At 60.2% G+C, this 13660-nt stretch carries 12 protein-coding genes; 8 read left to right on the plus strand and 4 right to left on the minus strand.

Annotated elements, in window-relative coordinates; genetic code table 11:
* The first annotated feature begins 114 nt into the window (after positions 1 to 114).
* The 6 genes from lpxA to rplI all read left to right on the plus strand — a co-directional run bounded on the left by lpxA (position 115) and on the right by rplI (position 5478).
* Positions 115 to 972 carry an acyl-ACP--UDP-N-acetylglucosamine O-acyltransferase gene (gene lpxA, locus H0921_RS08960; RefSeq protein WP_194537727.1) on the plus strand — a complete coding sequence of 286 codons (858 nt, stop codon included), beginning with the start codon at positions 115 to 117 and terminating at the stop codon, positions 970 to 972.
* Positions 973 to 1405: 433 nt separating this feature from the next.
* Entirely contained in the window at positions 1406 to 2050 is a 645-nt protein-coding gene (locus H0921_RS08965) for a 50S ribosomal protein L25 (protein WP_194537728.1), read from the plus strand.
* Between the two features lie 165 nt (positions 2051 to 2215).
* Complete coding sequence (gene pth / locus H0921_RS08970; protein WP_194537729.1) at positions 2216 to 3025, plus strand: aminoacyl-tRNA hydrolase; 810 nt, start codon at positions 2216 to 2218, stop codon at positions 3023 to 3025.
* 149 nt (positions 3026 to 3174) lie between these two features.
* Positions 3175 to 3699 (plus strand): 30S ribosomal protein S6, encoded by a 525-nt coding sequence (rpsF, locus tag H0921_RS08975; protein WP_194537730.1) that lies wholly within the window; start codon positions 3175 to 3177, stop codon positions 3697 to 3699.
* Positions 3700 to 4158: 459 nt separating this feature from the next.
* Positions 4159 to 4668, plus strand: a complete 510-nt coding sequence (locus H0921_RS08980; RefSeq protein WP_194537731.1) for a single-stranded DNA-binding protein — start codon at positions 4159 to 4161, stop codon at positions 4666 to 4668.
* A gap of 231 nt (positions 4669 to 4899) precedes the next feature.
* Positions 4900 to 5478, plus strand: a complete 579-nt coding sequence (gene rplI / locus H0921_RS08985) for a 50S ribosomal protein L9 (protein WP_194537732.1) — start codon at positions 4900 to 4902, stop codon at positions 5476 to 5478.
* A 108-nt stretch (positions 5479 to 5586) separates the two neighbouring features.
* On the opposite strand, the gene H0921_RS08990 is transcribed toward rplI, so the two are convergent.
* Positions 5587 to 6135, minus strand: a complete 549-nt coding sequence (locus H0921_RS08990) for a putative molybdenum carrier protein (protein WP_194537733.1) — start codon at positions 6133 to 6135, stop codon at positions 5587 to 5589.
* A 367-nt stretch (positions 6136 to 6502) separates the two neighbouring features.
* Between H0921_RS08990 and dnaB the strand changes: the two genes are divergently transcribed.
* Positions 6503 to 7903, plus strand: a complete 1401-nt coding sequence (gene dnaB / locus H0921_RS08995) for a replicative DNA helicase (RefSeq protein ID WP_194537734.1) — start codon at positions 6503 to 6505, stop codon at positions 7901 to 7903.
* On the opposite strand, the gene H0921_RS09000 is transcribed toward dnaB, so the two are convergent.
* Positions 7898 to 8800 (minus strand): S8 family serine peptidase, encoded by a 903-nt coding sequence (locus H0921_RS09000; RefSeq protein WP_194537735.1) that lies wholly within the window; start codon positions 8798 to 8800, stop codon positions 7898 to 7900. The two genes, dnaB and H0921_RS09000, sit on opposite strands and share 6 nt — an antisense overlap.
* 103 nt (positions 8801 to 8903) lie before the next feature.
* Positions 8904 to 10121 carry a response regulator gene (locus H0921_RS09005; protein ID WP_194537736.1) on the minus strand — a complete coding sequence of 406 codons (1218 nt, stop codon included), beginning with the start codon at positions 10119 to 10121 and terminating at the stop codon, positions 8904 to 8906.
* A gap of 251 nt (positions 10122 to 10372) precedes the next feature.
* On the opposite strand from H0921_RS09005, the gene H0921_RS09010 reads away from it, so the two are divergent.
* The gene (locus tag H0921_RS09010; RefSeq protein ID WP_194537737.1) at positions 10373 to 11224 is read left to right on the plus strand and encodes a phytanoyl-CoA dioxygenase family protein; all 852 of its coding nucleotides are present in this window, start codon (positions 10373 to 10375) and stop codon (positions 11222 to 11224) included.
* 110 nt (positions 11225 to 11334) lie between these two features.
* Here the strand turns inward: H0921_RS09010 and H0921_RS09015 are convergent, their stop codons facing one another.
* Positions 11335 to 13401, minus strand: coding sequence for a YXWGXW repeat-containing protein (locus H0921_RS09015; RefSeq protein WP_194537738.1), 2067 nt, complete (start codon positions 13399 to 13401; stop codon positions 11335 to 11337).
* Positions 13402 to 13660 lie beyond the last annotated feature (259 nt).

A 13660-nucleotide genomic window follows, 5' to 3' on the forward strand; every position in this document is an offset into this window, starting at 1 on the left:
TTCTGTTCGCTCCCAGGTTTTGGGGATTGCGCTTTCCAGTTGCTCTGGAGTTTTTTGCGGAAAGTTGGTAATTACCCCCCGCTCACGGATCCCCTGCAATAAGGACGCCAACCTATGAGCCAACCCAACAGCCCTGGGGTTCATCCGACGGCCATCGTCAGCCCCGAAGCCGTCTTGGGGGACGATGTGCGGATTGGCCCCTATGCCATTGTGGAAGGCCCCGTCATCATCGGGGCGGGGACGGTCATCGGTCCCTACGCCCACCTGATCGGTCCTTTGACGATCGGGCGCAACAACCAGATCGGGACCGGTTGCGTGCTCGGAGGCGCTCCCCAACACTTGGGTTATCGCGGAGAAACCACCCAGATCATAATTGGCGACGGCAATATCTTCCGCGAACACGTTACCGTCCACCGGGCCTTGCCCCAAGGAACAGGCCACGGCAGCGGGGTAACGCGGATCGGCCATCGCAATCTGTTCATGGTGGGCAGTCATGTGGCGCATGATTGTACCATTGGGGATGAGTGCATCCTGGCCAATGGCGCTCTGCTCGCCGGTCACGTGACCCTGGCCGACCGGGTTCTCATCAGCGGCAATTCTGCCGTCCACCAATTCTGCCGCATCGGGCGCTTGGCCCTGCTGAGCGGGGTGTCGGCGGTCAGTCAAGACATTCCGCCTTTTTGGGTCATGCAACGCCACAATGAAGTATGCGGAGTCAACGTCATTGGCATGCGGCGCGCGGGGCTATCCACGGCGGACATTCAAGCAGTCCGGCACCTTTTTACCCTCATGTACCGCCAGCGCCTTCCCCTGAGCGTGCTGTTACAACAGAACACCCAGCTTGCGGAGACTTCGCCGGCTGTTCGGGAAGTTCTCGAATTTATTCGCACCTCTCAGCGTGGTATTCCCGGCGCCCATCGCTACCGCGGCTCGGACGAACCCCCGATCGAGACCCACCGTTCCGCCGCCTGACCGCTCGCCCCTGACAATCCCCAATCCTTCCCCTCAGCAATCCGTTTTTTCTGCACCTCGTCTGCCTTTTCCAGGCTAGCCCAGCCCGGATGAGCCTGCTGCACTTGTCCATCCTGATCCACGAAAGGCGGCTCCCTCTGCCAGGCCGCTCTCTGGGTTTTCCTTGTCGCCACTGCTACCGCCCCTACGATATTCAAGACGAGGCAACCAGGGCCATCGATGTTCGGACTTGGACGACCCTCTGAATCATGAGACCCAGGCATGCGTGGGATGTGTGAGTAGCCGCCTCTGCCGTTCGTGCTGTTTTTCGCCAGGGAGAACCTGTTTCGGCCGTTATGGGAGTCCAGAATCACCATCTCCTTGGTGAGGTTCCAGGGGCGTCGCATGAGGCGTGAAGGCGGCGAGGGGCATATCCACGCTGGAGGTGGAAGCGATGCAAACGATAGCCACACTCAAGGCAACTGTGCGAAACGCCCAGGGCACCCGTGCCGCACGCAAGTTGCGCCAACAGGGATTGGTCCCAGCCATCATCTACGGGCACAAGCAGGCGAATGTGGCCGTGGCCGTCTCCCGGCATGACATCGACCATATCGTCCGCGTTCAGCATGCCCGCATGATCACCCTGGATGTGAACGGCCAACAAGAGACGGTCCTCATCCGCGAAGTGCAATGGGACGTCTTCGGCCGTGAGATCATTCATGTGGACTTCGAGCGAAAAAGTGCCGCGGAAAAGGTGAGAGTCGTCGTCCCGATTGAATTGCGCAACGTGCCGAAACAATCCGGCGGAGCGGTCCTGGATCAACCCCTGCACACGGTCCACGTGGAATGCCCTCTGGGCAACATTCCGGAGGCGATCCGGGTCGACATTACGCATCTGAGTGTAGGCCATCCGATCCACGTCAAAGACCTGGTGGTTCCCGCAGGCGTGAAGATTTTGGAGTCGCCGGAGGCAGTGGTCGTACAGTTGAAAGTGCCAGGGGCTGCCGAAACTGCCGCGGCGCCGGCTGCTGAAGCCGCTCCCACTGCCCCGGAAGTCATCAAGAAAGAGCGCAAGGCGGAGGAAGCGGAAGAGAAGTAATCTTTTCTTCCCCAGGCCTCGCTCGCTGGACCCAATAACGGTCCCCCTTCGCGCTGAGGAAGGCGGCGCGAATTGGGCCATACACTGGAGGCAGCGGCCCTCCGCTGGCAGGTTTTAATCTGCTTCCTCCCCGGCGGACTTTCCGGCAAGCGAACGGATTGATCCATGAAAATCGTCGTCGGTTTGGGCAACCCCGGCAATCGTTACGTCGGCACGCGCCACAACGTCGGCTTCGAGGTCATCGACACCCTGGCCCGCCATCTCCAAGTTGGCTCCTTTCGAGAAAAATTTGAGTCCCTCATCGCGGAAGGCAAACGGGGTGATGACACCCTCTTGCTTGTCAAGCCCCAGACATACATGAACTTGAGCGGCCGTGCGGTGCGTGCTCTCCTGGATTTTTACAAGCTCCCCCTCCAGCACCTGCTCGTCGTTTGTGACGACATTCATCTGCCGTTGGGCAAACTGCGGCTGCGTCCCCGCGGTAGCCACGGGGGACACAATGGCCTGCGGGACATCCAACTCCATTTGGGCACGGAAGAGTATCCGCGCCTGCGCATCGGGGTGGGGGAGCCAGAACCGGGAGAGGCCGTCGATCATGTGCTCAGCCGCTTCCGGGCCAGCGAGCAACCGATCATAGCCGAGGCGATCGCGCGCGCCGCCCAAGCCGTGGAATGTTGGGCCGAACGAGGCCTCGAGGCGGCCATGAACCGCTTCAATGCTCCGGACAAACCAGCGAAACGCTCCTCTGCCCGCTCTCGGCCCTCCCCCCAACCTTCCTCCGCCTCTTCGCCGCCCGCCTCGAAAGCTAACCCCGATCCGGAAACTCTGACCGTCATGACCGCGCCCATCCCCGTCGCACAGCCGGAGCAGGAGGCGCCCCCCCCTGCCCCCTCCGAAGACTCCTCTCCGCCTTCCCACGAGGCCGCCTCCCCTTCAGATTTCGGCACCTCTGGCAATCCTCCGGCCACTTCATAGATCAATATTCCCCTACGTATGTGGCAACCCCTCTTCCGCTTCGGGGAGGAAGAGGTCAGCGACGGACCGGTTTCACAGCGGCCGTGTTCTGTCGTTGCATCCACGGTTCCAGACTGCCTGCGCTGGCAGTCCCAAAAGTGAGGCTAACCATGCCAGTCAACACCTACGAAACGATGTTGCTCCTGGACCCCACCAAGGTCAGTACGGACAGCGAGGGAGTCCTCAAGCATTTGCATGCCCTCTGGGAACGGCATGAGGCGAAGATTCTCGTCAGCCGCCCTTGGGACTACAACCACAAATTGGCCTATCCGATTCGCAAGTTCAAAAAAGGGGCGTATCACGTCATCTATTATCAGCAGGACAGCCAAAAACAGCGGGAACTGGACCGTGATATCAAACTCCAGGAAGGCCTCGTCCTGCGCCATCTGACAATCCGTTTGCATCCCAAATGGGTGGACGCCATGCTCAACGTGGCACGCGAGGATCATTCGACGGCCTTCGCTCTGCGGGGCATGCGTGAAGATGTACCTTTGGCAGAAGACGTGCCTCCCTCAGCGACCCCGGACAGCGGAGCCGCCGAAGCTCCTCCAGCTTCCACTCCGACTCCGGCCCCGACGCCTGCACCCACCCGCCGCTCGCGCCGCAGCGCGGAGGGTGCCGATAAATCGGAATAAACCGCATACACCCACCCTGAAGTTCTCGTGCTCCCGCGAGTATTGACAAAACCACCGTTGTTGACGAAACCATCGTTCTCATCGCTCCGTCCCGCTCGATGGCCTCTACCTGAGCGGGGGCAAGGAATTGCCTACCTGTTTCTCCGGTAAGATAGGATTGATGCCATTTTTTCCGCGCGAGGTAAGGCAACAGGCTCGCTTCTTCCTGCCTGATCCTTGGAGTTGTTCCATCTTCCCGCCCTTCCCGGAATAGTAGGATTGTGCTGGCAGTCAATTTCTCCGACGCCCGCACCTACGGGGTATCCGATGTTCTAAACCCCTCGGCTGATTTTTTTCCACCTACGGACCTTGCGATGGACAGGTGGGTGTGGGATAGTTGGTAAGAGGATGGCGTCTCAACCGTTTCCCAGAGTCTGAACCGTATCCCCTAGCGAGACCCATCCGAGAGGAGGTCGCACCATGGCGACGTTGAACAAAGTGATGTTGATTGGCCGGCTGACCGACAATCCGGAAGCTCCACGCACCCTTCCCAGCGGCAACACGGTCATCAAGTTCCGCTTTGCCGTCGGGCGCAGCCGCAAAAATCCCCAAACCGGGCAATGGGAAAACGATCCCAACCCCCTCTACATCGATTGTGAAGCCTACAGCCGGCCGGACACACGCCGCAATCTGCCCGAACTGATCTACCAATATGCGCGCAAGGGAGACCCGCTCTACATTGAGGGGCGGTTGCAACTCGACCAATGGGAAGACAAAAACGGCGGCGGCAAACGCTCCAAACACAAAGTCGTGGTGGAAAGCATCGAATTCCTGGGCAGCCGCAATCCCGATGGCCCGCCTCCCGCCCCGGCCAACCGTTCCAATTCCCGCGTGACCGCCTCTGCTCCCCACGATGAGGAATTGCCGGACTCCTATACCCCGGATACCCCCTCCACCGGCCAAGAGGATGAGGACCCCATTCCTTTCTGATCCGCAGATTCTGATACGCAGATCATCCGCCCCTGAAGCGTGGCCGCTGGCTTAAGCCAAGGCCACGAGCAGGACCTGCCGGGAGGAATTACGCCCCCCTGCGGACAGTGGCCGGATTGATCCCTAAGATGACAAATCCCGGTACTGTATGCGCGAGGGGACATAGCTCACCCAATGGAAAAGAGTCCGCCCGGCATCGCATCCGCGGCGGATTCCTAAGGAGTAATTTCCATGGCCAAGAAAAGCTCAGCCAAGGCAGCCGGTCAAGCCGCGACAACCGCTTCCACCCAACGCCAGCCCAAAAAGAAAATCAAAAAGCGGCAACAGGTGAAAAAGGACCCGCATGGCAACGTCTTCGTCGTGCTAGTCCAGGATGTTCCTCATCTCGGACGGCAAGGAGAGGTCGTGCGGGTTCGTCCCGGCTATGCCCGCAATTACCTGTATCCCTACGGATTGGCGGTACCCCCCACCGAGGAAAACCTCCGCCGCTTGGAACAGTACAAGATTCAGGTCCAGAAAGCACGCGAAGCGAAAATCGCGGACCTCAAGGTGTTGGCCGAGCAACTCTCCCGCCTGCCCGTTATCACCATCGAAGCCAACGCCAACGAAGAAGGCCATCTCTATGGGTCGATCGGTCCGGTCGAAATCAGCAAATACCTCAAGGGGAAGAATCTGCTTGTCGAACCGGAAATGATCCGCATGGAGCAGCACATCAAGGAGGCCAACACCATCGTCGAAGTGCCGGTGCACCTGGGCTATTCCATCGAAGCCAAGATTCAGGTCGCCGTTATCGCCGCGACCCGGCGTTGAAAAGCCGTCAGGACGAACCGGGAACAACAGCCAACACAAGCCTTCCCAGCGGCGTGGGCCAGCACATTCCCCCACCAGGGTCGGAAAAAAAAAGACCAGGCCCAAGGACTATATTCCGGAAGACACGATGGGCGGCGCGCTGACTCCCCCGGCTGACTGGTTTTTGACCAGTTGAAAAACCTGCACCAAAAAGCGGTAGGTGAATTCCTCGATCCCCTCGGCGTTACTTTCGCGATTCCCCGCCACGTTCAACACAAAAATGTTATTTTGGACCAGCCATTGGAACACCTCTTCCGGCGTCACTTTCACTTTGGAACGCGGGGATTTCGGATACGGGATTTTCAATAAGGGCCGCTGGAGTTCTTCGGCATAGCGGAGAGTGGCAGCCACACCATCCGCATTCCAGCGACTGGCGATACAGAGCGTGCCCCGAGCAAATTCCACATTCCGACGTGTTCGCTTGGTGTATTCGCTTGTGGGTAAAGCCAGCATGCCGTAGAGCCGCTCGTATTCGGGCTTCGGGCCATCCTCGGTCAGAAAACCTTTCGGCATCCAGCCGCCCGTAGGTATGCCACAGGCTTTAGCGGCCTTCAAACCTCCCAAATCCGCACCCGTCTGCCCCCCGGAAATCACCCGCTTCAACTCAAATGCCGCCATGATTGCACCCCCCGGAAGTCCTGGATACCCCCCCCGCTGGCAAGACGAACCTGGACATGATGGAATGAAGGCTTCGTCCCCCTTGTGTTTATTCTACAGCAGCGATAGCACAACTGTCTTTTGATCTGACGGTAGCGCTCGTGTGATCACTCGATGGCCAGGCCCCGGCCTCAGCGACGCCGGATGGACTACACCACCAACCTTGCAATCGCCCTTCCCCGTCTAGCACAATCAGGATATGTTAGGCACCCGCGGAGCAGGACAGGTTAGGGTGTAAGGTCCGCGGCAACGAGCGGGATTCGCCGCCCGGACCGCCCTGTCCTGCCCCAGAGTTTGAGTTGTTGATGTCGCCGGAAGGCAGAGTAAGATGTCCGACGGACTGAATGAGCGTGCTTTACCCCATAACCTTGAAGCGGAAAAAGGGGTCCTGGGAGGCATTCTCCGCGACCCTGACGAATTGCCGACCGTGCAACAGTTGTTACGTCCTGACAATTTCTATCTCGATGCGCACCAGAAGATCTACGCTGCCATCCTGGAGCTGGCCAACGAGAACCTTCCCATCGATCTGGTCATGCTCCATGAGCGGCTGAAGCGGAACAAACAACTGGAAGATGTGGGAGGCGCCCTTTATCTGACCGAATTGTGGGAGGCGGTTCCTACAGGGGCGAATGCGGAATACCATGCCCGCATCGTGCGGGATGCCGCCATGGTGCGCAGCCTCATCCACGCGGGCACGGAAATCCTCCGGGAAGCCTACGAACGCACACAATCGGCAGATGAGTTGGTCGCCCAGGCGGAACGCCGCATCATGGACATCGCCAGGGCGGGCTTGATTGGCGAAACCAAGACCCTTTCGGAAGCCATCCATGAAGCCTTCGCCCGCATCGATGCCCGGACAGGACGGGACAGCAGTCAATTGGCGGTGAGCGGCCTGCCCACCGGTTATGTGGACCTCGACAACCTCCTGGCAGGATTGCAGAACTCCGAGTTGATTGTCATCGCTGCCCGTCCGTCGGTCGGAAAAACCGCCTTTGCTCTCAACATCGTCCGCAATGTCATCACCAATTACGATGCCGCCACTCATGGGGGTGAAGCGGGTCCGCCGGTACTCTTTGTCAGTTTGGAGATGACCCGAATCGAACTGGCGGAACGCCTCCTGTGCTGCCAAGCACGCGTCGATAGCCACAAGGTTCGCAAAGGCACACTCCACGCCGAGGATATTCAAAAGTTGATGGACGCGGGCGATGTGCTACGCCGGGCCAAATTGTATCTGGACGACACCCCCTCCCGCAGCATGATGCAGATCGCCGCTCTGGCTCGACGGCTGATGAAAAAACACGAGAAGGAAGGCGGTTTACGCCTGGTGGTCATCGATTACTTGCAACTGATCGAGCCAGAGAATCGCCGTGATCCCCGGCAGGAACAGGTGGCGCAGATCAGCCGGCGCCTGAAGTTCCTAGCGCGAGAGCTGGGCATTCCCGTCGTCGCCCTGGCGCAGGTCAACCGCGCCTCTGAAGAACGGCAAGACCATAAACCGCGCCTGGCCGATCTGCGCGAATCCGGCAGCATCGAGCAGGACGCCGACACCGTGTTGATCCTCCACCGCCCCGGACGTTACGAAGGCTCGCAGGAGGACAATATCTTGGAGGTCATCGTCGCCAAGCAGCGCAACGGCCCCACCGGAGAAATCACCCTCACCTATCTCAAGCCCTACAACCGCTACGAGAATTACATCGCGGATATCAGTTACAGCGGAGACGGCTTATGACCGTTCCTCAGGACGGTTTGCTCTGGCCGGTTCGCCCGCTGGAGCGTGTTCGGACGGCGTCGGTTCCGGAGCGAAGGAAGACGCCGAGCCGGGTTGGGATGACGGCCGCGGTCGACTCAACCAATACAAAAGGGCTTTCACCTCGAAAGGCTTCAAGTCCGGCTTGAGGGAAAGAAGTCGGGCGGCGATGCCCGTGAGATGAGCGGCAGCCCAACTCGTCGCTGGTTCTGTGGCAAAGGGACCGAGATAGCCGCGCCCGTGGGCTTGAAACTCCACCTGATCCCGCAAGCAATAGGCGAATTGGAGCGGATCCGGGAAAAGGGCCTTATCGACGGACAACAAGGGGGGGGCAAACGCCGCGGGGTAGCTGCGCGTGAAAGGATGGTCATTATGGGCCGCCGCGACCACCAAAACATCCCGATAATAGGCTTCCTCGACCATCTGGAGCAATTGCCAGCGCCGCGCGGGGGGTTGCAGGCGCTGTTCCACGATTCCCAGGGACAAATTGATGATTTTCACCTGCCACACATCCAAAGCGTGCCGGAGTGCCGCCAGAACTGTCTCAATAGTGGTCCCTGACCCCACCGCGAAAACGTCCGCCGAGAAGAGTTGAACCCGCGGAGCCAGTGTCACAATGATGTCCGCCACTGTGGTCCCATGTGGACTGGATTGCCGCCCCTGGTAGGGTAATGGCGGGCCATGAGGGCGGAAGATGGCCCCTTCCACGTGTGGAGGCTCCCTGCCCCGCTGGCGGGCGCGTTCCGCAAGCACAGACCACTCGATTCCCGAATCGACCACGGCCACCCGGATTCCCTCCCCCGTGGCCCGGCTGTCCTGAAGCAGTCGTTCCGGAGTCAGTTGGAGAAGCACAGACTCAATCAGGTTCAGGGATTCCATAAGCAAGCGGAGTCATTGCGGAAGCAGAAAGAATGCCGTGGCTGGTGACTCTCCCTCTGCCCCTACGGGCCGTGACGGACAGGTTCTCATCCTCTGGCGAGCATCAAGAGTGAGTCCAACTCACGTCGAGTAGCTGCCGGAGGTCCCGGATCATGCGTGTGCAGTATTCCACGGCCCGCACGCCGTGCTGGCGGGAGAGAGTTCGCACCTCTTCGAGCAACTGGATCACAGCCTCGGAATCTTTCTCCGCTGCTCCCGATTGCGCCAGCCCTTGTTTGATGTGCTCCAGCACTTCGGGCGGCGGTTTGTCTTCGTGCAGCAGGTCGCGGACCCGTTCGCTGGCTTGCAAAGCCGCAGCTAGGGCATCGATGAGCAACCTCTGTCCCTGCCGTTCCGCCAGGCTTCGCCGTAACAGGTCCACTCCTAGATCGGCTGTCGCCCGTGCTACTTCCATATCTTCCGGACTGAATTCAGCGCCGGCCTTGTCGAACAACTCGATGGCTCCGACGATGCCCTCGCCGATGGCCATGGGTGCGATCAGCAGCGTCCGGCGCTCCCGTTCCACGGGCAACAACTGGAGAGCCTCGCTGGCACTCGGTATCGGCTCGGACAGCAGGATCGGTTCCTGGCGGCTCAGAGCGGCGGCTACCAACGTCTGGCGGAACGGCACGGCCTCGACTTCCAGAAGCGCACCATCGGGCTGATACAGCATCCATCGACCGCCGAGCGGCACCCCCTCCGGAGGGCTGACATACACCACCAATAGCCCATCGGCCGCTTTGGTGATTCGGATGGCCCAGCGGAGAAGATCCCGCGCTGCGTCGGGAATGGGAACGGGGTCTTGGAGAACAGCGGCCGCCTGGACATAGGGGATGATTTGTTCGACGGCGTCCCGGAAAGCAGCCAAGGAGCGTTGCAATTCCCGTTGCCGCTTCAGGGGGCGGATACGTGCTAACTGCCGCCGCACCGCCGCCAGAAACGACTCGCGCGTCAAGTCCACATTTTTGTCCAGATAATCCCGCACCCCCATCCTCAAGGCTTGCAGAGGCGTGGCCTGATGGGCAAAGCCTGTCACCAGAATCGCTGTGATTTCCGGTTGAAACTCCACCAGGTCTTCCAGAAGTTGCAAACCGTCGCTGCCCGAACCGAGATTCCAATCCAGAATGGCCAAATCGATGACCTGCTGGCTGGCGATCCGCAAGGCAGCCTCAGCATCCGCTGCGCTGAAAACTGTGACTCCAGGTCCCAGCTCAGCCAGCCACTCCGTGAAAGTCCGCCGGACACTTTCTTCATCATCGACGACCAAAATAGCTTCACTCATGGAGTCTGCTACCACTTGCCGCGGATCGTTTCACTTCCCCAAGCGGAACGAAAGCCCTGAATCGCACGGACCGCAAGCCTGGTTTCCATCGTCCACCCTGCAATCCGTTACAATCATACGCAGGTCGATCCGCCGAACTAGCATCATTGCAGTATATTGAACAACATAGAGGGACCATTCGGCAGGCTTTTCGCAAGGCATCCGGCGACTCGGCGATGAGTTTTTTCCCAGCAAGTACAGGAGTTGAAGAGATGACCGCCATCCTCTCCGACGAAGCCATCCGCACCTACCACGACAAGGGATACTACCTGGCTCGCGGCTTTTTCGATGCGGAAGAGATCGATCTGCTGCGCCGCTCTGCCAAGGAGGATCACGATCTGGACAAACATGCATTCGGGCGCGCAGATGGAGAAGGCGGCGTTGTTCGTCTCTCGCTGTGGAACCATCCCGGCGAGGGCATCTACGGTATGTTCGCACGCTGCGAACGGATGGTCCGCAGTTGCGAAAAAATCCTCGGCGGCGAAGTCTATCATTACCACTCGAAGATGATCCTGAAAGACCCGAAAGTGGGGGGAGCCTGGACGTGGCACCAGGACTACGGTTACTGGTATCAAAACGGCGTATTGCTACCCTGGCTGGTCAGCGTTTTCATCGCCGTGGACCCGTGTACGCGCGAGAATGGCTGCTTGCAAGTCATCGAGAACTCTCACCACTGCGGACGGATCAATCACGTTCTCACCGGCGAGCAAGCCGGGGCGGACCGCGAACGCGTCCAGGAGTTGCTCAAGCGCCCCCAGCTATTCCCCCATCGCTACATTGAAATGGAACCGGGGGATGCCTTATTCTTCCATTGCAACCTCCTGCATCGCAGTGATCAAAACAAAAGCGATCAGCCGCGCTGGGCAATGATCTGTTGCTACAACGCCGCCCGGAATGATCCCTATAAGGAAAGCCATCATCCGCGTTACACCCCTCTCCACGTCGTGCCCGATGCGGCCATCAAACAGGTCGGTATCCGCCGGTTCGCACCGGACGATGCTGTCGCCTGGCTGGACGGCAACCGGGATGTCAGCGCCCGTTCCCTCGCCGAGCAGCCTCAATAACCTTCGCCACTGGTCGTTCGAGGCTCAGGCTTTTTCCCTGTGATGCAGGCACTCCCGGTGCAGCGCTCCACAGCCTCCGAAGGTGACCCGCCCTGAAGCGTGCTGCGGGTTTATCGCCGCGGCCCGCTGCCACCAGGCCGGACTCCGCCGCCAGGCCGAACGCCTCCGGGCAGGCCGCCGCGGGGAATGCCACCGCCAGGAATGCTGGGAATCCCGGAGACACTCGGACGCACCGCAGGAGGAATAGTGCCAGGCGACGACGGCCGCACCGCCGGCGGCACGGTTCCTGGCAACGAGGGACGCACCGCAGGAGGTAGTGAACTCGGAGTAGGGGGGCGGATGACACCAGAACTTGGCGGAGGATTCGTCCCCCCTGCTGGAGTCACAGGAGCAGGTCCAGGACGGCTCGCCGGTGGTACAAATGAACTGGGCCGGGGCGTGATCGGCCCTCCAGGTCGGTTGTTCTCTTCAGGAGTTATGAGGCCCGGCGAAGGTGAGGAAGGCGGGTTCAGGGTTGGTCGGGGCGCTGGCGGCGGATTGGGAGCGGGAGAGGTAAGAGGGGAATGGGGACGCACGGATGGCGGAGGGGCGCTGCCGCCTGGCCCTTGGGAAACGCTTGGGCCTTTGGAACCAGCGGGGGGCACAACCGGCCGATTGGGAGGTGTTGGTGGGGAACTGTTCCCGGCGCCGGGAACCTGTCCGACTCGCCCCGCAGCCGGACTATTCGTCGAAGGATTAGGCCGCACACTCGGCGGGGGATTGGAAACCACTGCACCGGGAATACCACTCGTTGCGGGGGGACGGTACTGAGTGGTGGCGTTGGTCCCGTTGCGCGTGGCGGGTACACCGGAAACCGCGGCAGGTCTAGAAGGCTGCTGAACTCGACGTACTGTGTTGGCTTGTTGAAGCGTGCGGACCACTTGCTCGGCCGGTTGGACCACCCGGTTTTGCTCACGTTGGACCACCTGACGAGCCGTGGCTCTCGCCGCGGCTGCCGCCGCGTTCGCTACACCGGCTGTTATGCCACTGCGCTGTATCACCCCGTTATTGGCGGAAACAAGTCCCGACATCGAACGGACTGCCCGCTGACCGGTCCCGATGCTGTTTGCCAACGCAGCGGTCTGCACTCGTCCCCGCCAGTTGGGATTATTCCGATTCAGCCAGCAGTAATGCCGCCAGAGGGGATTCCAGCATCCGAATCGACAGCACCACCAGGGGCAGTAACCGCCCGGCCAACCCCACCATCCGCCATACCACAATCCGATCCCTACACCCACGTTCCAAATCGGCGGCCAGTAGAGACTCGGATACCACCACCACGGTGTGTACCACCACGGATCCCACCAGTTGCCGTAGTAGTAGTAATTCCAACCCGGCCCAATGTAGAGCGAGGAAAACAACCCGCCCCAACCCCAGCCCCAACCCAACCCTAGACTCAACGCCAAGCGTGGCCGCCACCGCCAACCGGGTGTCAACCAGACGGGTTGGGTGAAATAGACCGGTGTGTAAACCACCCCGCGCCATTCCAGCGGGTAATCCCAATAGCCCGGTACATACAAATAGCCGGAGCCGGTGTACAGGTATTGGGGTGGATGCCACATCATCACGCCATGAGCATAAGCCCAATACCCCGCTCGCCAGACATAGCGCCCATCGCGATATTCCCAGTGGCCCGGAACCCAAACGGCAGTGTCGCTCGGAGGCGGCGTGCTCGGTCCGCTTTCCACCGGCGACGGCGGCGGCGGTAGGTCCACACGCCAGCTACTCATGCTGGCTGGACGCCAAAAACCGGGGCGGTACACCCACTGGCCATTCTCCGCGTACCACTTCCCCGGTTCCCAAACCCGATCCGGCGGAACATTCCGCCAAAAGCCGCTAATCCAGATGAAGTCCTGCCGTTCCTTATCCCAGTACCAGTAACCGGGAATCCATTGGACATTTTCGCCTTCCGGTTTGCTCTCCGGCGGCTCTTCCGGTACGGGCGGCGGAGGAGCTTTGGGGGCCGTCAACCCTTCCCCGCGTGTCGGACCTCCCGGCTCCGCAAAGGCTTCGTGAATCGGCCCCTTCTCCAGGGGTTGAACCCCCGCTTCTGCCGCCGGGGCCGCCTCTCGCGGTGCCGGCAAGGAGGATGGATTTTCTTGGCCCCATGCTGAACCGGCTCCAACCAGCAAGCTCACGAAACCCCATCCGAGAATGACTACGGGGGTGAAATCCCAGGGTCGGCGGCACATAATCTTCCCCCCACTACCAGAGATGCTCTCATCTCATTCTCATTGTACCCCCGCTCTCCAGAGTCCGCGCTACCCAATGCTGGAATTTCCGGAGTAGTGTCGAAACGCAGGAATGACGCGGGTAAGTCCTCTGTTCACCCGCTTACCTCCCTGCTCAATCCCTATCCGAAGCATGTTTTTGGATCACCGATCTACTGGCTGCACT

This window comes from Thermogemmata fonticola (assembly GCF_013694095.1).
GTDB classification, from domain to species: Bacteria; Planctomycetota; Planctomycetia; order Gemmatales; family Gemmataceae; genus Thermogemmata; species Thermogemmata fonticola.